Below are 21,695 nucleotides of genomic sequence, written 5' to 3'. Positions count from 1 at the left end.
CTGCGCACCCCCGTAGCCCCCGGTCCCCCCGCCGGCCCCCGACGCCGGGCGGCCGCCCACCCGCGCGTGGTGCCGCGCCGGCGGGCGCGGCGGCCGGCGGTGCGGCATGCGGGTGAGACGGCCCGGCCCGCGCGAAAGGCCGGTTCCCGCGGCGGCCGCCCCCGGCGCGGGCCCGGGGCTGCGCCGGCTCTCCGACTACGCCTGGCGGCTGCTGGTCGTCGCGGTGGCCGCGTACCTGGTGCTCACGGTGCTGGGGCAGTTCCACCTGATCACGCTGGCCGCCTTCCTCGCCCTGGTGATCACCTCGGTGATCCGCCCGCTGGTCGACCTGGCGGCCCGCGCGGTACCCCGCCCGCTCGCCGTCCTGATCGGCCTGGCGGTGGCGCTGCTGCTGCCGGCCGGCCTGCTCGCGCTGATCGGCGAGAACGTGGCGGACGACGTGTCACGCCTCGCCAGGGAGTTCCAGGGCGGCCTGGACCGGCTGGAGAAGCTGCTGAAGGGACCGCCCCTCCACCTGGAGCCGACGTCCTTCGACGACCTCAAGCAGAAGGTCTCCGACTTCGCCGCCAAGCACCGCGCGACGCTGATCAGCACGGTCGTCAACGGCGCCCACCGGGCGGTCGAGATCGGGACGGGCGCGGCGCTCGCGCTCTTCATGTCGGTGTTCTTCCTGCACTCCGGCGAGCGGATGTGGCGCTGGACCGCCGCCCAGCTGCCGCCGGCCGCCGCCGGCCACCTCGACCGGGGCGGGCGGGTGGCCTGGCGGACCTTCGCCGGCTACACCCGGGGCATCTTCGTCGTCGCGGCGAGCAACGCGATCATGGTCGGCATCTCGCTGTTCCTCCTCGACGTGCCGCTCGCCCTGCCCCTGACGGTGCTGGAGTTCCTCGCCTCGTTCGTCCCGCTGGTCGGCTCCCCGATCGCGATGCTGGTCGCCGCCCTGGTGGCGCTGGCCGCCCGCGGCCCGGTGATCGCGATCGTGGTGCTGCTGCTGATCGTGGTGATCGGTCAGATCGAGGGTCATCTGCTCCACCCGCTGGTGATGAGCCGGGCGGTCAGCCTGCACCCGGTGGTGGTCGCGGTCTCGGTGCTCGCGGGCAGCATCGCGGCCGGGGTGATCGGCGCGGTGGTCGCCGTCCCCGCCGTCTCGGTGCTCTGGTCGGTCTACGCCGAGCTGCGCCGCCCGCGACCGGCGCCGCCGTCGACGCCCTGACGGCGAGGAAGGATCCGCCGGGTACGAACGGAGGGCGCGCTCCGGCGGCGGGAGGGCGAGGTCTTTCGGACGCGCCGTCGGTGCCCGACCGGCGGTGGCACGCAAGGCCGTTCACGACCGGGTGTCGGACAGGTGTTCAAGAGATGCCAAAATAATGGCGCACCCCCTTGCGGATTGTGTGATCAGATGTGACGTCGCTGTGGCGCTTCCTGCCACAGGGGAGGGATCGGCCTGCCCCGCACCAGGCCCCGTCACACAGGAGACGTACCATCAACACCGCTATCCGCCGGGCCGCGCGCGGCGCAGTTCCCGTCGTCGTCAGTGCCTCCGTCCTCGCCGCGGGCCTGACCGCCTGTGGCACGGTCGAGCAGCTCACCGCCGCCCAGAAGGTGACCAAGGCCTTCGACAAGCTCGGCGACAGCAAGGCCGCCGGCCTCACCTTCTCCGTGGACGCCTCGCCGGAGCAGATCGTCGCCTTCGGCAACGCCACCGGTGACAAGATCGAGCAGAAGACCGCCGAGGCGCTGTCCGGCCTGAGCATCTCGGTCGCGATGGCCGCCGACAAGCCGCTCAAGGACCTCGACACCTTCAAGAACACCCGGGGTGCCGGCAAGGAGGTGACGCCGGACAAGTCGCTGCGCGTCTCCTACCTGCTCGCGGACAAGAAGGGCACCGCGCTCCTGGAGTTCCGTCAGGTCGACGCCAAGGCGTACGTGCGCGCCGACGCCAAGGGCCTGGTGAAGCTGGTCGGCGAGGACCCGGCTCAGGTGGACGCGGTCGCCGAAGACCTGCCCACCGAGCTGAACCCGGTCAAGGACGTGCTGGCCGGCAAGTGGGTCGCCTTCGACCTGCAGGAGCTCGCGGACACGGCCAAGAAGCCCGCCGACGCCGGCACCCCCGCCCCGTCCGGCCGGCCCACGTTGGACCCGGAGACCGCCGAGCAGCTGGCCGTCTCGCTGAAGGACGTCTTCTCCCGGACCGTCACCTTCGACGACAAGGGCAAGAAGGACGGCGCCGAGCACCTCCTGGTGAGCGCCCCGGCCCGACAGCTGACCGACGAGCTGCTGAAGGCGCTCAAGCCGCTCTCCGCGAAGCTCCCCGAGCAGTTCGGCAAGCTCCCCACCAAGGTCCCGGACGACCTGGCCGACACCAGGATCGGCGTCGACCTGTACCTGAAGGGCGGCACCTTCTCCTCGGCCACCTTCGACCTCGCGCAGCTGGAGCCCAAGGCCGGCCCGGGCAGCACCTTCCCGGTCAAGCTCGCGTTCAACAGTTCCGCCCCGGCGGTCCAGGCGCCCGCCGACGCGGTGAAGATCACCGACAAGGACATCCAGAACGCGACGCTCGCCCTCGTGAGCGCCGCCGCCGGTGAGGCCGGTGGTCCCGGTGCCCCCGCCGGCGCCGGCCGGCCCGGCACGCCGGGCAAGCCGCTGACCGACGCCCAGGTCAAGGAGCTGGTCGGCCTCGGCATGCCCGAGCAGCAGATCCAGGTCTTCAGCCGGCTCGGCATGGACTACGAAGAGATCAAGAGCCTCGCCCAGGAGGGCTGAGAGCAGTCCGGTGGCGCCGGGGCGTGGTGAGTCGGTTCGGCCGGCCCGCCACGCCCCGGCGCTCGTCGGGGCCCGTCCGGCCGCGGCCGGCGTCGCTCAGAACGTCCACCGGGTGTGGCTGTAGACCCCGTCGTCCCGGCCGAAGCCGTACGCGGTGACCGGCGCCACCGCGAACACCGTCACGCTCCCGTTCCGGAACGCGTCCCCGGTCCCGTGGAAGGTGCCCTCGGGCGAGGTGATGGGCGACCCGAAGACCTTCGAGGAGGCGGCGGGCCGGTACGACCTCGTCCTCAACACCGTCTCCGCGCCGCTCGACTTCGCCGCCTACCTGTCGCTGCTGCGCACGGACGGCACCACGGTGAACCTGGGCCGCCGTAAATGCCGTGCGCGGCCGCCGGGTTGCGGGTTAGGGTCCTGAACATGTGCTTCCACCAGATCTACGGCTGATCGGACGGGGCAGGCCCCCGTCCCGTCTCGCAGACCCGAGTGACGCTCCGCCGGCGGGCTCTCCCGCGCCGGGCCGGGCGCACGGGTCTGCCGTGTCCTCCCCGCCGCAGACCTGAAACGAGTGATCGCCCATGTCCCGTCGCCGTGCCCACATCGCGATGGTCGGTGTCCCCGCCGTCAGCCACGTCCTGCCCAGCCTTGAGGTCATCCGCGAACTGGTGGCCCGCGGCCACCGGGTGACCTACGCCAACGACCCGGCGGCCGCCGCGCTGATCGAGGCCACCGGGGCCGAACTGGTCCCCTGCGCCTCCGTGCTGCCGGTCGGTGACCAGAGCTGGCCCGATGACCCGATCGCCGGGATGGACCTCTTCCTCGACAACGCCGTCCAGGCCCTCCCGCAGCTGCGCACCGCCTACGACGACGACCCCGCGGACCTCTACCTGTACGACATCGGCGGCTACGCCGCGCGTGCCCTCGCCGAGTCCCAGGGCCGCCCCGTCGTGCAGCTGTCCCCGACCTTCGTGGCCTGGCAGGGCTACCACCAGGAGGAGGCGGTCCAGCTGTGGGAGCTGCCGGGGGCCGCCGCCCACCGGGCGAGGTTCGCCCGCTGGTTGGCCGAGAGCGGCGCCACCACCACCGACGTGGACGCCTTCGCCGGTCTCCCCGTACGGGTCCTGGCCCTGATCACGCGGGCGATGCAGCCGAACGCCGACCGGGTCGACGCGGACGCGGTGACCTTCGTCGGCCCCTGCTACGACCTGAGCGCGGGCGCGGACGCCTGGACCCGCCCCGCCGGTGCCGAGAAGGTCCTGCTGATCTCGCTGGGTTCGGCGTTCACCCGCCGCCCGGAGTTCTACCGGCAGTGCCTGGCGGCCTTCGGCGACCTGCCGGGCTGGCACGTCGTCCTGCAGATCGGGAAGTACACCGACCCGCGGGACCTCGGCACCGTCCCGTCCAACGTCGAGGTGCACCCGTGGGTCCCCCAGCGGGCGATCCTGGCGCAGGCGGACGCCTTCGTCACCCATGCGGGGATGGGCGGCTGCGGCGAGGGGCTGCTGGCCGGGGTGCCGATGATCGCCGTCCCGCAGGCCGTCGACCAGTTCATGAACGCGGACCGTCTGGTGGAGCTGGGGGTGGGCCGCCGGATCGACACCGAGGACGCCACGGCGCAGACCCTGCGGACGGCGCTGGCCGAGCTCGTCGGCGACCCGGAGGTGGCCCGCCGCTCCGCGCGGCTGCGGGCCGGCGCCCGGGCCGAGGGCGGCACCCGGCACGCCGCCGACCTCATCGAGCGCATGCTGGACTGATCGCCGGGGCGACCCGGCCGGGGCGGTGGGCCCGACCCGGCCGGGGGCCGCGCGGGATCAGCGGTGCGGTGTGCCGCCGACGAAGTCCTTCAGGGCGTCGAGGCGGGTCCGGCGGTCGGGCGGGTAGCGCCGCAGCGCGCGCTCGGCCTTGCGCGAGCCGGGGCGGTAGCGCCAACGGGCCCAGGGGGAGGTCGGCTTGGCCAGCCGCAGGATGCCGACCAGCCCGACCACCAGGGGCACCAGCAGGCCGATCACCCCGAGCGCCGTCTTGCCCTTGAGGATCGTGCCGACGCACAGCGCCAGGTTGACGAGCATCAGCGCGGCGAAGACCAGGTGGTTGGCCGTGCCCTGACCCACATCGGAGAACGGGTTGAACCCGGCGACCAGCAGCAGGCCGACCGCCACCGCGAGGAACGCCGCGTCGACCGACTTGCGGCCCTCCTTCGCCCAGTAGACGTCCTCCAGGTGCAACCAGAGCGCGAACTCGTCCACGGCCAGGGCGGCGCCGGCGCCGAACAGCACGGCCAGGACCTGCGCCCCGGGACTGTCCGGCCGGTAGGAGAACTCGATGGCGCCCGCCACCAGCATCGCGAGGATGCCGTACACCTGGTGGTGCACGTGGGTGCCGCCGACCGCGACGTCGCGGAACGGTCCCCGGCCCGCCCTGATCAGCCGGGTGACGACCCTGGTCCCGGCGAAGGTCAGCACGAACGCGCCGAGCATCCAGAGCCCGACGCCGTGGTTGGGGACGGTGATGACCACCTCGACCTGGACCGATGCGCTCCGCACGGCGGTTCCGTTCCCGTCAGCCGTGGTGCGCGGGGACCTTGAGCAGGTCGCGCATCGTGGCGGAGGGCAGGTAGCAGCGCAGCAGGGCCAGCCCGATCCGGGGCAGGTCGGCCTCGTCGCGGTAGAGCAGGAACATCGGCTCGTAGCGCGGCTGGAACTTCGCCTTGAAGGAGTGCAGCGAGCGGAAGCCGTAGTACGGCTCCATGGCCGCGCCCAACTGGTCGAGGATCCGGTCGAGCACGGTCGGTGCGTGGGCGGGGCCGGTGCGTGCCAGCGGCGCGCCGGAGAGCGAGAGGTAGTGCGCGCCGTCGTCGCGCAGGGCGAGGCAGCTGGAGGCGATCATGAACTCGACGACCGGCCGGAAGCCCTCGCGGCGGCGGCGCATCATGTCCAGGGTCCAGCCCTGCGGCACCCCGTCCGGGCCGTACACCGGCATCCACGAGGTCACCCCGTGGAGGTGTTCGTCGCCCTCCAGCGCCAGGCCGACCCGCATCCGCGGATCCATCGCCTCCTCCACGCCGCCGAGCGTGAAGCCCATCTCCGGCAGCCCCATGTCACCGACCCACTCCTCGGAGATGCCGCGGACCTGGGACAGCACCGGTCGCGGCTGTTCGGCGAGGGCGCCGAGCCGGTACTCGACGCCGTCCTTCCTGGCGCGGTTCAGGGCGGTGCGCACGTCCTGCCAGGCCTTGCCGCGGAACTCCAGGTCCGGCAGGTCGATCACGGTGTCCTCGGCGACCTGGACGGACCGCCAGCCCAGCGCGTCGGTGGTCCCGGCGGCCCGGGCGGTGGCGGAGAACAGGCACGGGACCAGCCCCGCGCGGTCGCACATCTCGGCGAAGCGGGTGATCGTCCGGCCCCGGTCGTCCGGTGCTCCCACCGGATCGCCCAGCGCGACCGCGACGCCGGCGTGGGCCCGGTAGGCGATGTAGCTCCCGTCGTCGCCCTCGGGGAAGAAGTAGGAGTTGTCCGGCCAGGTGGTCATCCAGGAGAGGTTCGCCCCGCCGCGGTGGACCAGCAGGTCCGCGGCCCGGGTGCGCGGGTCCCCGTCGGACGCCGGCGCGGCCGCGGGCGCCGGCTCGGCACCGGGCACCTGCGCCCGGCCGCGCGGCCGCCTGGCCCGGAACGCCTCCCGGCCGGCGATCAGCACCACCAGCTCGGCCGTCCACACCACCGAGGTGGGGACGAACACCGCCGCGCCGGTGACCGTGACCTGCTCGTCGAGCGCCTTGCCGATCACGTACGCGACCGCCACGAACAGGCCCAGCAGCGCGTTCAGCGCGCAGAGCAGCACCGTCCAGCGCCAGGCGGTGCGGCGCCCCCGGCGCAGCCCGTGGACCAGCAGGGCGATCAGCGCCACCGAGAGCAGCACCTGCCAGCCCGGTCCGCCCAGCCCTCTGGTCTCCCCGACCGGACCGCTGCCCGGTACCAGCCAGACGACCAGCAGGATCGCCGCGATCAGGACCAGGCCCGCCACCGCGAGCAGCCGCCACTCCCGGCGGCTGAGCCGGCCGGAGGTCCGGGCCGCGCCCGGGACCCGCAGCCAGTGGGTCGCCACGAGGCCGCCGGCGACCGCCAGCGCGTGCTCCAGGTCGTCGAGCCCTCCGACGTACAGCAGCGAGACGCCGGCGTAGGCGGCCAGGGCCAGCCGCAGCCGCTGCCGCCACGGCGAGGCGAGGGCCGCCGAGGCCACCGCGCCCGCGCAGAGCGCGCCCGCCGAGACGCCGACGTCGACGGTGCCGGCCAGGTCCTTCGCCCAGGTCCACGCGGTGTGCCGGAGGGCGAGCAGCAGCAGGGCGGCCAGCAGGACGGCGCCGAGCTGGCCGGCCACCGTCACCGCGGCGGTCCAGCGCGTGCCGAGCCTCGCCTCGGCGAGGCCGCAGAGCAGCACGACGGCGACGAGCACCGGGAGGTAGTCGATCGGTGTCGAGCAGAACAGCGGACCGGTGGCCAGGGTCCACCAGCGGCCCTTCTCGAACGAGGGCAGGCCGTACGCGACGTTCGGGTACCACGACCGGTCGGACGTCGCGTCCCACAGGCCGCCCACGGCCAGCCCGACCACCAGCACCACCACGGCGGTGGCGACGGTGAAGGGGAAGCGCCGCAGCGCGGCGGTGACCGCGGGCAGGACGTCACGCCGCCACCGCGGCTCTGATTCTCCCGGCACCTCGCACCTCCGCACGGTGTGGCCGACACCCCCGCCTCGGGCCCGGAGCCTCCTTGCTCAGCGTAGCCGGATTCGGCGGACGGGGCCGGGCGGGGAGACCGGACCGGGACGGGCCCGTCCGGGCGACGGGACGACCGCCCTTCGCTAGGCTCGGCGGTATCCGCGGCCCCGGTCACGGCCGGTCGGCCGGCGGTGTGCCAGGGCGCCCCCGGCGCCACGACGGCATGACGGGAGGACACCGGATGTCCACCGACCCGGTCGCGCCGGGCCCGGCCGGAGCCGACGGCGGGTACGGCGAATCCCTCTTCGAGCCCTGGCAGCCCGGCGAGGGCGAACGCATCGATCTCGGCTCCCTCGCCTACGACCACGTCACCCGCGCCCGGCTGCGCGCCCTCGGGGTCGGCGCGGGAGTGCGCTGCTGCGAGGTGGGAGCCGGTACCGGCACGATCGCGCGCTGGCTGGCGACCGCGGGCGGGGCCGGCGAGGTCCTCGCCGTCGACCGGGACACCCGCTTCGTCGAACCGTTCGCGGGCGGGGCGCTGCGGACGCTCACGGCGGACGTCTCCTCGCCCGACTTCGACCCCGGCGGCCGGTTCGACCTGGTGCACGCGCGCTTCGTGCTGATGCACCTGCCGGAACGGCACCGCGTCCTGGCCCGCCTGCGGGACCTCCTCGTCCCGGGCGGGTACCTCGTCCTCGGGGACCCGGTCGACCTCACCACGGCCGCGCCGCCGGACACCCCGTACCGGCTCGCGATGCGGGCGATGTGGCGGGCGCTGCGGACGTCCATCGGCACGGACATCAGCTGGACCCCCGACTGTCCGCGGCTGCTGCGCGACCTCGGGCTGTCCGAGGTCGGCGCGGAGGTGTTCGTGCCCGCCCTGGTCGCGGACGCCCCGATCACCGCGTTCTGGCTGGACACCTGGGACCGCACCCGCGAGGCCATGCTCGCCACCGGCCTCGTCGACGCCGGGCTCCTCGACGAGGCGCGGGAGTCCCTCGCCACGGGCACCGTCGCGGACCTCTCGCCCGGCCTGGTCACCAGCTGGGGGCGGCTGCCCTGAGCGGCGTACGCCCCGAGGCCGCGCTCAGGGGGCGGTGAACAGCAGCGGGAACCCGAGGGCGAGCCACGGCCTGCGCCCCCAGGCGAGGACCTTGCCCCGGGCCAGCACCGCGTACGGGCCGCACCGGCCGAGGGCGAGCAAAAGGAAGGCCACCGGCTCGGTGAGGATCGTGCAGTCCGGTCGGCGGGCCGGGTCGGAGGAGACCTCGGCCACGCCGTCGCGGAAGGTCACCGTGAACCGGGCGCCGCCGCGCACCCGCAGGTCGTAGCAGGCGGTGTGACCGGCGGCGGAGCGGCCGTCGACCACCCGCGGCATGGCGGCCATCAGGAACGGCACGGTCAGCGCCACCCGGTGACGGTCCACCATGTGCGGCCGCCGCAGCGCGACGGCCAGGTCGTACCCGTGGCCGAGCATATGGGTGATCAGGTACGAGGCCAGCGTGGCCAGGTCCATCGGTCCGAGCGGGGTCAGCACCGCGGTCGACGCGGGCCGGCCGGCACAGGCCTCGGTGAAGGCGCGGGCGTGCCGGACGATCTGCTCGGCGAGGACGACCGCGTCCCGTTCGGGGAACGCGGCCAGGGACGCCGCGTTGGCGGCGGCCAGGCCGGCCGGCGTGCCGTCGCCGTAGGTCCGCCGCTCACCGGCGGCCAGTTCGGCCATCAGCCCGTTGGCCAGGGCGAGATGGGCCGCCGCCTCGCCCACGGTCCACAGCGCGTCGGGGATCGGCCGGCCGGTGTCGGGGCGGTCGCGGAGCAGCGCCGCGATGTCCTCGGCCACGCCGAGGACGGCGTCGAGGAGGGCGGGCTGCACGGAGCCCCGGGGGGCCGGCGTAGGGGTCATGGAGCTGAAGCGTGGACCAGGTGCGCCCGGGTGTCCAGGGGTTCGGCAGCGGAGATTACCGGTGGGTAGGTCCGCCCGGTCGCCGCCGGACCGCTGGGTGGCCGTCCCGGCGGGGGTGGCGGCCGGGTCCCTCGTCGGACTGTCCGTCAGAGCGGCCGCCCCGAGGGCGGGTCGCGGCTCGCCCGAGGTCCGGTCGTCACCATCGGCCGCCCGCTACCGGCGGGTTGGGTGTCCGGTGCGGGGCGGCGGGGGCCGGACCAGCTGTCCGGGGCCCGTCGACGATCCGTGGACGCTGCCCGCCGCCATCACATATCAGGCAATTAAGACATTTGCCGCGTTCGGGTGAGAAGTGTCACCCGGTCCGCCCGGCCGGAGCGCGCGGAGCGGTGCTTCCCGGGCCTGGCAGGCCGAAGCCCCCGCCGCACGGGTCCCAGGGCCCGTCCGGTTCGGGACCAAGGGCCCGGAACCGGCGGACCTTCGTCCCCGTCGGGACCGCTTCGGAGCGGGCAACCGTGGACGGTCGCCCGGTGGGTCCGGGTGACGGGGTCGTCCGACCGGGCGGCCCCGACTTCTGCCGTCTACCAGGCGCACGGAGTGCGGGAGCACTGCCGTACGCCCCGGAGGACCCGAATTCCATGTCCCGAACCATCGACAACGCCCCGTATACCGCCTTCCACCGGAGACTGGCCCTGGCCTGTTCCGGTGGGCCCCTGCTGGACGGTTACATCCTGAGCATCGTCGGCGTGGCCCTGATCGGGATGCGTCCCGAGCTCGGCCTCTCCACCGCCGAGGTCAGCCTGATCGGCGCCGCCGCCCTGGTCGGCATGTTCGTCGGAGGCGCGCTGTTCGGCGTGCTGACCGACAAGATCGGCCGGGAGGTGATGTACACCGCCGACCTGCTGGTGATGGTCGTCTGCTCGGTGCTCTCCTTCTGGGTCGACCAGGTGTGGGCGATCGCCGTGCTGCGCTTCGTGCTCGGTCTGGCCGTGGCCGCCGACTACCCGATCGCGACCTCGCTGCTCGCCGAGTGGCTGCCGGCCCGCCACCGCGGGCGGCTGCTCGGCCAGCAGATCATCGCCTGGTACGCCGGTTCCGTCCTCGCCTACCTGACGGGCTACCTGTTCCTTCGGATCGGCGGGAACGGCAGCTGGCGCTGGATGCTGGCCAGCTCCGCGGTGCTCTGCGTGGTGTTCCTGGTGATCCGGCGCGGCTCGCCCGAGTCGCCGCGCTGGCTGGCCGCCAACGGGCGGGTCGGTGACGCGGTGCGCGTGGTCGAAAAGCACCTGGGCGTCCGGGTCGACGGGCGGGAACTGATGCCCGACCCGGCCGAGGCGGGGCGTCCCAGCGGCCTGCGGCTGCTGATGACCGAGCCCTACCGGCGCCGCACGCTCTTCTGCGGGCTGTTCTTCCTCTGCCAGGTCGGCCCGCTCTTCGCGATGCTGACCTTCGGCCCGCAGATCCTGGCCTCCTTCGGCATGCCGGGCGGCACCGTGCTGGACACCCTCGGTACGGCCCTGGTGAGCCTGGTCTTCCTGCTGGGCTGCTTCCCGGCGCTCCGGCTGATCGACACCTGGGGCCGTCGTCCGGTGATCATCTGGTCGTTCGCCCTGATGATCGTGCCGCTCGCCCTGCTGGGTGTCTGGCCGGCCGCCCCCGCGGCCGTCGCCGTCATCGCGCTCTGTGCCTACGCGTTCCTGTGCGGCGGCCCGAACGTGCTCGACTGGACCTACCCGAACGAACTCTTCCCGACCGAGATCCGGGCGACGGCGGTCGGCGTCGCCACCTCGGTGAGCCGGATCGGCGCGGCCGTGGGCACGTACCTGCTGCCGCTGTCGCTCAGCGGCCTCGGGACCGGGCCGACCATGCTGATCGCGGCCGGTACCACGGCGGTCGGCCTGCTGGTGTGCGTCCTGTGGGCCGAGGAGACGCGCGGCACCGGCCTGGGGGCGGCCTCGGCAGCCGGCCCCGCGTCGGCCGCGCCGGCCCGGCCGACCCCTGAGCCGGTCGGCTGACGGCCGGGCGTCGTGGTCCTGCCGGAGTGGGACGTCGGCCCGTCCGACGCCCCACTCCGGCGTCAGGCCGTCGTACGGGGGGTGCCGGGGACGGACTCCAGCCGGTAGGCGTCGCCGTGGGCGACCACCCGGCCGGCGGTGGGCGGGGGGAAGTGGGTGCCGAGGACCAGCGTGCCGGTGCCGGCGAGCGACTCCAGCAGGGACCGCCGGGTCGCCCGCGACCGGGCGGGGTCGATGTCGACGCAGCTGCCGATGGCCGGGTGGGCGAACTGGACCGGGTGGTGGACGCAGTCCCCGGTGACGAGGGCCGCGCCGCCCTCGCCGGACAGCTCGACGGCCAGGTGGCCCGGGGTGTGGCCGGGCGTGGGGAGCAGCCGCAGGCCGGGGGCGACCTCGGCGCCGCCCGCCGGGACGTCGACCAGGTCGAGCAGCCCGGCCTCCGCCACCGGGTCCACCGAGTCGCGGAACATCCGGCGGCGCGGCTCGTCCATCTCCCGGCCGGCCCAGAACTCGCGCTCGGCGCGCGAGGTGAGGTAGCGGGCGTGGGGGAAGGTGGGGACCCACGCCCCGTTCCCGTCGGCGCGGGTGTTCCAGCCGACGTGGTCGGTGTGCAGGTGGGTGAGGATCACGAGGTCGACGTCGGCGGGCGGGTACCCGGCGGCGGTCAGCCGGTCGAGGTAGTCGGTGTGGAGGTCGTGCCAGGCCGGGTTGGCGCGCTCCTTGCCGTTGCCGATCCCGGTGTCCACCAGGACCTTCAGGCCGCCGACGGTGAACGCGAAGCTGTGGCTGTCGATCAGCAGCCGGCCGGCCGGGTCGGCGAAGTCGGGGCGCAGCCAGTCCTGCCCGCGCACGACCTCGGGCGTGGCGTCCGGCAGGAGCCACTGCCCGGTGTCGGGCGGCAGGGGGATCTCGTCGATCCGGTGCACGGTGAGGTCGCCGACGGTCCAGGCCGGGATGGTGCCGATGGCGGGTGAAGCACCGCGCGGGTCGTCGGACGTCGCGTGCATGGACCGGGGTTCCCTTCGTACGGGTGGCGTCGTCGCGGCGGCGGGAGCCGTTAAAGCTCCGCCTTTGCGTTAGCCGATCGTAGATCACGCCGGGTCGCTAACGCAAGGCCTTAGCTTTTAGAGCCATGGCGTCGGCCGGGCGGCTACCGCAGGGCCGTCAGGTAGTCGAGCACATCCTGGCGGGCCGTCGCGGGGGCGAGGAGGGCGAGGTGGTTGTCCGGTCGGACGAGGGCGAGGGTGTCGGTGGCGATCCCGTAGGTCCGGTGGGCGTCGCCGGAAGGGTCGTCGAGCAGGACGGGCCGGATGTGGGCCGGGAGTCCGGCGAGTGCGGGGCGGGTTCCCGGGCCGAAGCCGAGCAGGGTGTAGTGGTCGCCGGCGAAGTGCTCGAAGAGTCGGGCCGGCCTGCCGTCGGGGCCGGTGAAGACGGCGTCCGGGGCCCGGTCGCCGGCCCGGAGCGGGCCGTCGGGACCGGGGGCCGCGAGCCGGCTCCACCGGTAGCCGAGCGAGAGGCCGGTGAGGTCGCCCACCCGGCCGGCCTCGACGCCCACGCCCGGAGTGCCGATGCCCGCCATGACGTTGGTCATGCCGGCCGTGGTGACGTCGAGCGTCCAGGCGGCGACCGGCCGGCGTTCGTCCTGGTAGGTGTCCAGCAGGGCCGGTGCGGCGAGGCCGCGCAGGACGTGCCCGAGCTTCCAGGCCAGGTTCCAGGCGTCCTGGATGCCGGTGTTCATGCCGAGCCCGCCGGCGGTGGGGTGGACGTGCGCGCAGTCGCCGGCCAGCAGGACCCGCCCCCTGCGGTACTCCTCGGCGATCCGGACGTTGACCCGCCAGGTGGAGAGCCAGGTGGCGTTGGTCAGCACGAGGTCCGTCCGACCGGTGTGCAGGGCGGCCAGCCGCCGGAAGCTCTCCAGGGAGGGGGCGACCGCCCGGCCGTCGGCGTCCGTCTCCGGGCTCGCCTGGAGCTGCCAGCGGCGGGTGCCCTCGAAGGGGCAGAGCATGAACACGCCCTGCGGGCCGAACCACTGGTGCCAGGCGCCGCGGTCGAGGCCCTCGACCTCGACGTCGCCGCAGACCATGAGCGGCTCCGGGTCGCCCTCGCCGACGAACGGTATCCCCAGCAGCTTGCGCACGGTGGAGCGGCCGCCGTCGCAGGCGACCAGGTACTCGGCGGAGATCCGTCCGCCGTCCGCGAGGTGGACCTCCACGCCCTCGTCGTCCTGGGTGAAGTCCACGAGCTCGGTGGCGAGTTCGACCGTCACCCCGTACTCGGCCAGCTTCTCGCGCAGCAGTCGCTCGACCCGCGTCTGCGGCAGCCACAGGCTCGCCGGGTAGGGGGTGGGCGTGCTGCGGCGGGCGCCGGCGAACGGTTCGGTCTCGTTGACGAACTCGCCGCCGAAGTACTTGCGGAACGGGAGGTGCGTGCGGCCGGCGGCCGCCAGTCGCGCGCCGAGCCCCAGGTCGGCGAGGACCTCCAGGCTCCGCGGGTTGAGCGTCTTGCCGCGTGAGCCGGTGTGGAACGCGGCCGCCTTCTCGACGACCCGCACGGCGACCCCCTGCCGTGCCAGCCCGCAGGCCAGTGTCAGTCCGGTCGGTCCCGCCCCCACGATCACCACGGTTGTCATGGTGTGTCCGCCCTTCCGTCTCGTCGGTGATGCACACCAGCAAACTGCAACTCGGTAAGAAAAGCAACCGAGTAACAAACATTTCCTGGTTATGATCGAGTCATGAGCGAGTCGGACACGGGTCTGCGGACCCTCAAGAAGCAGCGCACCCGGCAGGCCATCGCGGAGGCGGCGATCGCCCTGTTCCTGGCCCGCGGGTTCGACCAGGTCTCGGTGGCCGAGATCGCCGCCGCCGCCGAGGTCTCCAAGCCCACCCTCTTCCGCTACTTCGGCAGCAAGGAGGAGCTGGTCCTGCACCGTTTCGCCGACCACCTCGGCGAGGCCGGACGGGTGGTGCGCGCCCGCCCGGCCGGGACCACCCCGCTGGACGCGCTGGAGCGCCACCACCTGGAGCGGCTGGCCGCGCGCGACCCCAGCAGCGGGCTGACGGACAGCCCCGAGGTGCTGGCCTTCTTCCGGCTGGTCTACGAGACCCCCAGCCTCTCCGCCCACCTCTTCGACTACCTCGACGCCGACACCCGCGCGCTCGCCGAGGCGCTGGGCCCGGACGGGAACGTCACCGCCCGGCTGTTCGCGGCCCAGTACACGGCGGTGCGCCAGGTCCTCGCCCACGCCACCTGGGCGAGGCTCGCCGAGGGGCAGGACGTCGGCGAGGTGGCCGTGCTGGCCGCCGCGGAGACGGCCGAGGCGTTCGCCCTGCTGCGCGACGGCGCCGCCGCCCGCGGATTCTGAGCCCGAAGCGCGGGCGGCGGCCCCGCCCGGGGCCGGTCGGCCGCCCGGCGCGCGGCGGTGGTGAGGTCCGGGTCGTGCTCCTGGGCGTCGCGGTCGCTACCTCGCCCGCGCGCTGCTCACGGCCGCCGCGGAGTGTCGCCGGCTGGGCGTGGCCGGGGAATCCGGCCCCGCGCCGCGGTCAGGAGCCGGCGCTCCCGGCGGCGGCCCCGCGGTTCTCGACGAAGTGCTTGAAGCGCCGCAGGTCACCGCTGACCATCCGGTCGAGCACGCCCAGCTTGTCCGCGGCCTTCTCGGCGAATCCGGTGGGCTCGAAGTCCATGGTCATCCTGACCCGGGTGTGGGTCGCGTCGATCGGGTGCAGGGAGACCGTGCCGGTGTGCTTCACATTGCTGCTGCTGGTGCGCCAGGACACCCGTTCGTCGGGGACCCGTTCGACGATCTCGGTCTCGAACTCGCGGGACAGCCCGGCGATCCTGGTCTTCCAGTGGGCGTGCAGGTCGTCCAGCTGCCGGACCTCCTCCACCCCCTCCATGAACTCCGGGAAACGCTCGAAGCTCGTCCACTGGTCGTAGACGACGCGGACCGGCACGTCCACGTCGATCGACTCCTCCACCTTGCTCATCGCCACACCCACCTCGACCTCGTCGGGCGGCCTGCCGGTGGACGGACTCCCCGGGGAGGGTTCCCGCCGACAGCGCCACCACGAATGTCCGTCCTCCGGCGGTCGTCGGCAAGCCGCCCCGCCGGTCCGCCGCGTGTCGGTCGGACGCCCGGACCGTGCGCCGACCGGTGGCTCCCGGCGGCCGGGCGGAAGAGGCCCGCGGGCGTGGGGTTTGGCCCGGCGGAGCGGGGTGAGAAGAGGGCGCGGTGGGTGCGCCCGCCGCGCCCGGACGGTGGCCGTCCCCCCTCGCCCGCCGTCCGGGCCGGGCGGCCCCCGACCACGACCGGCGGGCCCGCGTCCCTGACGCCCGGCGGTGGCGGACTCAGGAGGCGGGGCCGAGCACGGCGCCGGCGATCAGGCGGGCCACCGCGTCGGGCTGTTCGAGCAGCACCAGGTGCCCGCTGTCGGGGACCACTTCCAGGGTCACCGTGGGGCAGGCCGTCAGTGCGGCCCGTTCGGCGTCGGTGAGCCCCACCTCGTCCCGGTCGCCGCGGACCACCAGGGCCCGGGCGCCGGAGCGGCACAGCCGGGGTACCAGCTGGCCGTGCCGGTCCAGGTACGCGAAGTACTCGATCATGGCCCGGCGGCAGAACGACGCGGAGTTCTTGCCGAGGTCGGCGAGCAGGGCCTCCCGCCGCGACTCCGGAATGCTGTCGGCCAGCGCCTTCGGCGTCAGCCACAGCATCGCCGGCCAGGCCAGCGAGCCGAGCCCGGGGACCCGGCCGATCGCGGCGGCGATCGCCAGCGCTCTGGACTCGTCCGGTCGTGAGAACGTCGGGGAGAGCAGCACCACCGGCCCGGAGAAGTGCCCGCCGGCGACCATCTCCAGCGCGATGTTGGCGCCGATGCTGTGGCCGACCACGGTGGTGCAGCCGTGGTCGGCCGCGAAGGCACCGGTGATCGCCGCGTAGTTCTCCATCGACACGTCCGCGGGTGCGACCGTCCCGGCGTGGCCCGGGACGGTCGCCGCCACCAGCCGGACCGGCGCGCCGGCGAGCGGCGGGGCGGCCATCACGTCCTCGTAGAACGCCGCGCCGCACAGCCCGCCGGGCAGCAGCAGGACCCGGTGCGGGGCGTCGGCCGGACCCGACTCGCGGACGTCCCAGGCGCGGAACTGCGCGGTGCTGTCCATGATTTGACCTCCAGTCTCGTACGACCTCCGGCATTGTTCCGCGCCGCCGGCCGCCGGTCGGCGACCTTGGGCCGTGCGCGGCATGTCGGGCGGCGAGGGGGTGCGTGGTGCGGCACCGGGATGAGGACCGTGACCGGGACCGGACCGGGCCGAAAGGAATTCGGTTGCGCCGATCTTGGAAGTCGCTAAGCTTTCACCGTTCCCGCCGCGGTGTCGCCCGTGGCGTCGCCGCGGCGCTCTCGTGCCGTGGCACGAGGACCGACGTGGAGAAGCAGAGGAGGTGCGTACCAATGGTTGCCGCCGTGATGCGGCGCGCCCTCGTGTGCGCGCCAGACGCCTCTTCCTCTCGTCTTTCGCCCACCGGCTGACGACGCCTCACGACTGGCGCACCGGTGGGCCGTTCCTCTGGAGCCACCGCAGTGCGTGAGCGCTTTGCCGACAACGATTCCTTCTCCCGTATCCGCCCCAAGGGCGCACCCCGTCGCGGCCGCCGGTCCGAGCGGGACGGCGACTTCGAGCCCGAGGTGGCCTACCACTTCGAGGCCTTCGAGCCCGCGGGCCACCCGCATGACACCCACGGCGCGGACAGTGCCGACGACTTCGCCGACGCGTACGTCACCGACGATGACACCCCCGACGGCAGCTACGACGACGGCTCGACGCCGGTCGCCGACGGTCCCGCCGAGGGCGATCGCTGGTCCACCTGGGACCGGTCCACCCCCACCGAGAAGGGCCCCGCGCCGCGCCCTGCCTGGGTGGTGACCGAACTCGCGGCCGTGGACGCCGAACTCGGGCTGGTCAAGACCGGCAAGGAGGCCGACGTCTTCCTCCTGGAGCGCGGCGTGCCCGGGACCGACCGGCGAACGCTGATGGCGGCCAAGCGCTACCGCGACGCCCAGCACCGGATGTTCCACCGCGACTCCGGCTACCTGGAGGGCCGCCAGCACAAGGAGTCCCGGATCGCCCGGGCCATGGCCAAGCGCACCGCGTTCGGCAAGGAGGCGATCGCCGGCCAGTGGGCCGCCGCCGAGTTCACGGCGCTGTGCCGGCTCTGGTCGGCCGGCGTGGCCGTCCCGTACCCCGTGCAGATCCTGGGCACGGAGATCCTGATGGAGTTCGTCGGCGACGCCGGCGGCACCGCCGCGCCCCGGCTCGCGCAGCTGCGCGCCGAGGAGGTGGACGTCGAGGACCTGTGGGAGCAGCTCGGCCGCAACCTGTCGCTGCTCGCCGTCGACGGCTACGCGCACGGCGACCTCTCGGCGTACAACATCCTGGTCCACGACGGGCGGTTGGTGATCATCGATGTGCCGCAGATCGTGGACGTCGTCGCCAATCCGCGCGGCCGTTCGTTCCTGGAGCGCGACGTGCGCAACGTCGGCGCCTGGTTCGTGTCGCGGGGCCTGCCGGAGCGCCGGGTCGGCGAGCTCGTCGAGGCGCTGACCTTCGACGCGCGTCTGCGGTGAGCGGGCCCGCCCGCCCCTTCCCGGGGTGTCGGGCCGCGCGCCGGCACCCCGGGCGGGGGCCCTCCCGGCGCGCACCCGACTGCGTCATTTGACCGAAGGTCAGGCCGCGCCCCCGCCCGCACGGGGGTGCCGGCTTCCGAATCCCGTCAGTCATCGGACGGATCCGCCCCGGGCGGATCACGGCCATGCTCGATGTGCGCCGCCCCGCAGCTGCCGGGCGGCCCCCATCAACTCCTGACGAAACAGGGATACATGAACAGTTCCTCGCTGACCGGCCCGGCCGCCACGGCCCGGGGCTCCGCGACCGGGCGCGCGACCCGCACCCGGGGCCGGATCGGGACGGTCCTCGGCGCCGGTGTCCTCCTGCTCACCTTCTCCGGGCCGGCCGCCCAGGCCGACTCGCTGCCCAATCTGCCGCAGCGCGCCGGCGGCTACGAGGCCTCGTTCTCGCCCGCCTACGACTACGACGTGGACGGCTGCTACGCCGTCTCGGCCATCGGCCCCGACGGCACCCTCAACCCGGGTCTGAAGACTTCCGGCGCCATCAACGGCAACTGCCACGACCAGTCCGACCTGGACCGGTCCCAGACCTACGCCCGGTCCAAGTGCAACAACGGCTGGTGCGCGATCGTGTACGCCAGCTACTTCGAGAAGGACCAGACGGTCAACGGCTCGGGCGGCCACCGCCACGACTGGGAGCACGTCATCTCCTGGGTCAAGCAGTCGTCCGACCAGGTCGAGTTCCTGACCGTGACCCAGCACGGCGGCCAGGCCACCTACCCGCGCTCCTCGGTGCGCTTCAGCGGCAGCCACCCCAAGGTCGTCTACCACAAGGACGGCCTGCCGGCGCTCACCCACCTGTTCCGGCTGGCCAACAGCAACGACGAGCCGCCGGAGAACCACTACCACAGCTGGCGCCAGCCGCCCATCGTCGACTGGAACGGCTGGCCGAGCACCTGGCTGCGCGACCGGCTCAACAACGCCGACTTCGGCTCGGCGACCATCAAGACCACCGACAAGGACGACCGCTTCCGCAACCTGCTCAACGCCTCCAAGCCCGGCGGCATCCCCTTCAACCCCTGGGCGTGACGCCACCGGGCCCGGGCACCGTACTCGGGTTCCAATGGTGCCAGGGCCCGGCCGTGTCAGCCCCGGAGGTCGTGGGGGCCGAAGACCACGGTGACGGCGAGTGCGGAGAGGCCCCATCGGTCCTGGTGGAGCGGGTAGAGCGGGGTCGGGACACTGGAGGCCGTCAGCAGGGCGGCCAGGATCGAGCCGTGGAGGACGAACGAGGTCGTGCGGCCGGGGGTGGCCCGGCGGGGGAGGCGGGCGGGTGCGTCGGAGGGGGGCCGGGCGTGGAAGGGGGCCCCTTCGGCGTAAAAGCAATTGATTTGCTTTAGCTGACCGTAGAACCTACGTTCGGCTAAAGCAAACTGTTAGCTTTTGGGTCGGGAGTGCTTCGCGGCTCCCGACCCGACGAGGAGAGGACACCCATGTCTGCCGCCGAACTGACGCCGCAGGAGGCGGCCCGCTGGGCCGCCCGGGCGGGCCTTCCGCTGCCCGACGACCGGCACGGGCCGGTCGCGGCCACCGCCGACCAGCTCCACGCCGTCGTCGCGGTCCTGCGGGAGCTGGACTTCGGGGACACCCCGCCCGCGATCGCCTACCGCGCGGGAACGGAGCTGTCCGATGCGGCCGTATGAGCTCACCGTCGCCGCCGCGGCCGACGAGATCCGGGCCCGGCGGCTGTCTCCCGTGGAGCTGGTCGGCTCGGTGCTCGACCGCATCGAACAGGTGGAACCGCAGCTCAACGCCTATGTCTCGGTCCTCGCGGAGCAGGCGCGCGGTGCGGCGCGCGAGGCCGAGCACGAAGCGGCGCACGGCCGCTTCCGGGGGGCGCTGCACGGCATTCCGATGGGTCTCAAGGACCTGATCGACGTCGCGGGCACCGCGACCACGGCCAGCTCCCGGGTCCGCGAGGGCCACCGCGCGCAGGCCGACAGCACGGTCGCCGCGCGGCTGACGGCGGCCGGCGCGATCCTGCTCGGCAAGACGCACACCCACGAGTTCGCCTACGGCCTGACCACCCCGCAGACCCACAACGCCCGGGACCACGGCCGGGTCGCCGGCGGGTCCAGCGGCGGCTCCGCGGTCGCCGTCGCCTCGGGGGCGGCGGCCTTCGCGCTGGGCACGGACACCGGCGGCTCGATCCGGGTGCCGGCCGCGCTCAACGGCGTCGTCGGCCTCAAGCCGACCTACGGCCTCGTCCCCCGGTACGGCGTCACCTCGCTGTCCTGGTCGCTGGACCACGTCGGTCCGATCACCCGCACCGTCGAGGACGCGGCCGTCGTCCTGACGGCGATGGCCGGTCACGACCCGCGCGACCCCGCCTCGCTGGCCGCCGCCGCCGTGGACCACCGGCCCGGCCCGGGCACCGACCTGACGGGGCTGCGGGTCGGCGTGCCGCGCGACCACTACTTCGACCACCTCGACGCGGAGGTCGAGACCGCCGTCCGGCGCGCCATCGGGCACCTGGCGGACCTCGGCGCGGAGCTCGTCGACGTCGGGATCCCGATGGCCCGCTACATCCGGGCGACCCTCTGGGGGCTGGTGGCGCCGGAGGCCAGCGCGTACCACGAGCGCACCCTGCGGACGGTGCCCGAGCTGTACCAGGCGGACGTCCGGCTCCTCCTGGAGGCCGGCGAGCTGATGACCGCCGGGGACTACCTGCGAGCGCAGCGCTCCCGGACCCTGATGCGGGAGGAGTGGGCCCGTGTGCTGGCCGGGGTCGACGTGATCGCCGCTCCGACGGTCCCGACGACCGCGGTGCGGGCCGGCCAGACGACGGTGACCTGGTCGGACGGCACGTCCGAGGGTGTCGCCGACGCCCTGGTGCGCCTCAGCGCCCCCGCCAACATCACCGGGGTGCCGGCGCTGACCGTCCCGGTCGGCCGCGACGCGGCGGGCCTGCCGATCGGGATGCAGCTGCTCGGCCGGCCGCTCGGGGAACGCCTCCTCCTGCGGGTCGGTCACGCCTACGAGCAGTCGCGGCCGGCCCCCGTGCCGGCGCCGGTCGGTACCGGGGTGGGCGCCCCCTAAACGCAAGGACTGTGCTTTAAGCTGGTCCCATGAGTCGCAAGCAGATGGTGCGCCCCGGCGGTCGCAGCGCCCGGGTCCAGGCGTCGGTGCACACCGCTGTGCGTGAACTCCTCGCCGAGGTGGGCCGCGACGGGCTGACGGTTCCGCTGGTCGCCCAGCGGGCGGGCGTCACCCCGTCGACGGTGTACCGCCGCTGGGGCGATCTGCAGGAGCTGCTGTCGGACGTCGCGGTGGAGCGGCTGCGGCCCGACGCGGAGCCGGCGGACCACGGCGACCTGCGGTCCGACCTGGCGGCCTGGGCCGAGCAGTTCCTCGACGAGATGGCGTCCCCGTCGGGGCGTGCCTACGTCCGCGACGCCCTGCTCGGCGACCCGGACGGCAGCAACGCCGGCCAGTGCTCGGCCTACGCGGCCGAACAGGTCGACGTCGTGCTGGCCCGGGCGGGCGACCGCGGGGAGGCCGCCCCCGAGGTGGAGACGGTGATGGACCGCGTGGTGGCCCCGATGATGTACCGCATCCTCTTCCGCCCGGCCGGCCTCGATGCCGGGTACGCCCGCCGACTCGTCGGGGAGCTCCTCGCCGGGTGACGC

18 protein-coding genes and 2 pseudogenes are annotated in these 21,695 nt (G+C 74.0%); 12 read left to right on the top strand and 8 right to left on the bottom strand.

The window, feature by feature from the left end; genetic code table 11:
- Positions 1 to 106 precede the first annotated feature (106 nt).
- Both ABZ497_RS25940 and ABZ497_RS25935 read left to right on the top strand, forming a co-directional pair.
- Positions 107 to 1,213 (top strand): AI-2E family transporter, encoded by a 1,107-nt coding sequence (locus tag ABZ497_RS25940; RefSeq protein ID WP_359808618.1) that lies wholly within the window; start codon positions 107 to 109, stop codon positions 1,211 to 1,213.
- Positions 1,214 to 1,602: 389 nt separating this feature from the next.
- On the top strand, positions 1,603 to 2,763 hold the full coding sequence (locus ABZ497_RS25935) for a hypothetical protein (protein ID WP_359808617.1): 1,161 nt from the start codon (positions 1,603 to 1,605) through the stop codon (positions 2,761 to 2,763).
- 96 nt (positions 2,764 to 2,859) lie between these two features.
- Here ABZ497_RS25935 and ABZ497_RS25930 read toward each other — a convergent pair.
- Positions 2,860 to 3,015, bottom strand: a pseudogene (locus ABZ497_RS25930) (pyridoxamine 5'-phosphate oxidase family protein); the annotation flags it as partial.
- Here ABZ497_RS25930 and ABZ497_RS25925 point away from each other — a divergent pair.
- Both ABZ497_RS25925 and ABZ497_RS25920 read left to right on the top strand, forming a co-directional pair.
- A pseudogene (locus ABZ497_RS25925) lies at positions 3,008 to 3,133 on the top strand (alcohol dehydrogenase); the annotation flags it as partial. The pseudogenes ABZ497_RS25930 and ABZ497_RS25925 overlap by 8 nt on opposite strands.
- Positions 3,134 to 3,341: 208 nt before the next feature.
- Positions 3,342 to 4,517, top strand: coding sequence for a macrolide family glycosyltransferase (locus ABZ497_RS25920; RefSeq protein WP_359808615.1), 1,176 nt, complete (start codon positions 3,342 to 3,344; stop codon positions 4,515 to 4,517).
- A 57-nt stretch (positions 4,518 to 4,574) separates the two neighbouring features.
- Here the strand turns inward: ABZ497_RS25920 and ABZ497_RS25915 are convergent, their stop codons facing one another.
- A complete protein-coding gene (locus ABZ497_RS25915) occupies positions 4,575 to 5,306 on the bottom strand; it encodes a hypothetical protein (protein ID WP_329491570.1) in 732 nt (243 codons plus the stop codon).
- A gap of 16 nt (positions 5,307 to 5,322) precedes the next feature.
- Positions 5,323 to 7,473 carry a DUF2156 domain-containing protein gene (locus tag ABZ497_RS25910; RefSeq protein WP_359808614.1) on the bottom strand — a complete coding sequence of 717 codons (2,151 nt, stop codon included), beginning with the start codon at positions 7,471 to 7,473 and terminating at the stop codon, positions 5,323 to 5,325.
- Positions 7,474 to 7,715: 242 nt separating this feature from the next.
- Here ABZ497_RS25910 and ABZ497_RS25905 point away from each other — a divergent pair, with 242 nt between their 5' ends.
- A complete protein-coding gene (locus ABZ497_RS25905; protein WP_329491572.1) occupies positions 7,716 to 8,537 on the top strand; it encodes a methyltransferase in 822 nt (273 codons plus the stop codon).
- A 24-nt stretch (positions 8,538 to 8,561) separates the two neighbouring features.
- Here ABZ497_RS25905 and ABZ497_RS25900 read toward each other — a convergent pair whose 3' ends face one another.
- Positions 8,562 to 9,377 carry a maleylpyruvate isomerase family mycothiol-dependent enzyme gene (locus ABZ497_RS25900; RefSeq protein WP_359808612.1) on the bottom strand — a complete coding sequence of 272 codons (816 nt, stop codon included), beginning with the start codon at positions 9,375 to 9,377 and terminating at the stop codon, positions 8,562 to 8,564.
- A gap of 635 nt (positions 9,378 to 10,012) precedes the next feature.
- On the opposite strand from ABZ497_RS25900, the gene ABZ497_RS25895 reads away from it, so the two are divergent.
- Positions 10,013 to 11,389 (top strand): MFS transporter, encoded by a 1,377-nt coding sequence (locus ABZ497_RS25895; protein ID WP_359808610.1) that lies wholly within the window; start codon positions 10,013 to 10,015, stop codon positions 11,387 to 11,389.
- Positions 11,390 to 11,451: 62 nt separating this feature from the next.
- Here the strand turns inward: ABZ497_RS25895 and ABZ497_RS25890 are convergent, their stop codons facing one another.
- Both ABZ497_RS25890 and ABZ497_RS25885 read right to left on the bottom strand, forming a co-directional pair.
- On the bottom strand, positions 11,452 to 12,396 hold the full coding sequence (locus ABZ497_RS25890) for an MBL fold metallo-hydrolase (RefSeq protein ID WP_359808609.1): 945 nt from the start codon (positions 12,394 to 12,396) through the stop codon (positions 11,452 to 11,454).
- A gap of 143 nt (positions 12,397 to 12,539) precedes the next feature.
- Entirely contained in the window at positions 12,540 to 14,018 is a 1,479-nt protein-coding gene (locus tag ABZ497_RS25885; protein ID WP_359808607.1) for an FAD-dependent monooxygenase, read from the bottom strand.
- Positions 14,019 to 14,120: 102 nt separating this feature from the next.
- Between ABZ497_RS25885 and ABZ497_RS25880 the strand changes: the two genes are divergently transcribed.
- On the top strand, positions 14,121 to 14,750 hold the full coding sequence (locus ABZ497_RS25880; RefSeq protein ID WP_359808605.1) for a TetR family transcriptional regulator: 630 nt from the start codon (positions 14,121 to 14,123) through the stop codon (positions 14,748 to 14,750).
- A 178-nt stretch (positions 14,751 to 14,928) separates the two neighbouring features.
- Here ABZ497_RS25880 and ABZ497_RS25875 read toward each other — a convergent pair whose 3' ends face one another.
- Positions 14,929 to 15,372, bottom strand: a complete 444-nt coding sequence (locus ABZ497_RS25875; RefSeq protein WP_359808603.1) for an SRPBCC family protein — start codon at positions 15,370 to 15,372, stop codon at positions 14,929 to 14,931.
- A gap of 361 nt (positions 15,373 to 15,733) precedes the next feature.
- Positions 15,734 to 16,543 carry an alpha/beta hydrolase gene (locus tag ABZ497_RS25870; RefSeq protein WP_329491579.1) on the bottom strand — a complete coding sequence of 270 codons (810 nt, stop codon included), beginning with the start codon at positions 16,541 to 16,543 and terminating at the stop codon, positions 15,734 to 15,736.
- A 419-nt stretch (positions 16,544 to 16,962) separates the two neighbouring features.
- Here ABZ497_RS25870 and ABZ497_RS25865 point away from each other — a divergent pair, with 419 nt between their 5' ends.
- From ABZ497_RS25865 to ABZ497_RS25845, 5 genes are all read left to right on the top strand, one after another.
- Positions 16,963 to 18,006: an RIO1 family regulatory kinase/ATPase gene (locus ABZ497_RS25865; RefSeq protein ID WP_359808601.1), complete on the top strand. Its 1,044-nt coding sequence runs from the start codon at positions 16,963 to 16,965 to the stop codon at positions 18,004 to 18,006.
- A 252-nt stretch (positions 18,007 to 18,258) separates the two neighbouring features.
- Complete coding sequence (locus ABZ497_RS25860) at positions 18,259 to 19,095, top strand: NPP1 family protein (protein WP_359808599.1); 837 nt, start codon at positions 18,259 to 18,261, stop codon at positions 19,093 to 19,095.
- A 404-nt stretch (positions 19,096 to 19,499) separates the two neighbouring features.
- Positions 19,500 to 19,709: a hypothetical protein gene (locus ABZ497_RS25855; RefSeq protein WP_329491583.1), complete on the top strand. Its 210-nt coding sequence runs from the start codon at positions 19,500 to 19,502 to the stop codon at positions 19,707 to 19,709.
- Positions 19,696 to 21,105 (top strand): amidase, encoded by a 1,410-nt coding sequence (locus tag ABZ497_RS25850; protein ID WP_359808597.1) that lies wholly within the window; start codon positions 19,696 to 19,698, stop codon positions 21,103 to 21,105. Before ABZ497_RS25855 ends, ABZ497_RS25850 begins: the two co-directional genes overlap by 14 nt.
- A gap of 29 nt (positions 21,106 to 21,134) precedes the next feature.
- Positions 21,135 to 21,692 carry a TetR/AcrR family transcriptional regulator gene (locus ABZ497_RS25845; protein ID WP_359808595.1) on the top strand — a complete coding sequence of 186 codons (558 nt, stop codon included), beginning with the start codon at positions 21,135 to 21,137 and terminating at the stop codon, positions 21,690 to 21,692.
- The last annotated feature ends 3 nt before the right edge of the window (positions 21,693 to 21,695 follow it).

It is taken from the genome of Kitasatospora sp. NPDC005751 (assembly GCF_040630835.1).
Lineage (GTDB): Bacteria > Actinomycetota > Actinomycetes > Streptomycetales > Streptomycetaceae > Kitasatospora.
The sequence above is the reverse complement of the archived record's forward strand: the minus strand, read 5'-3'. Positions and strand labels throughout refer to the sequence as shown.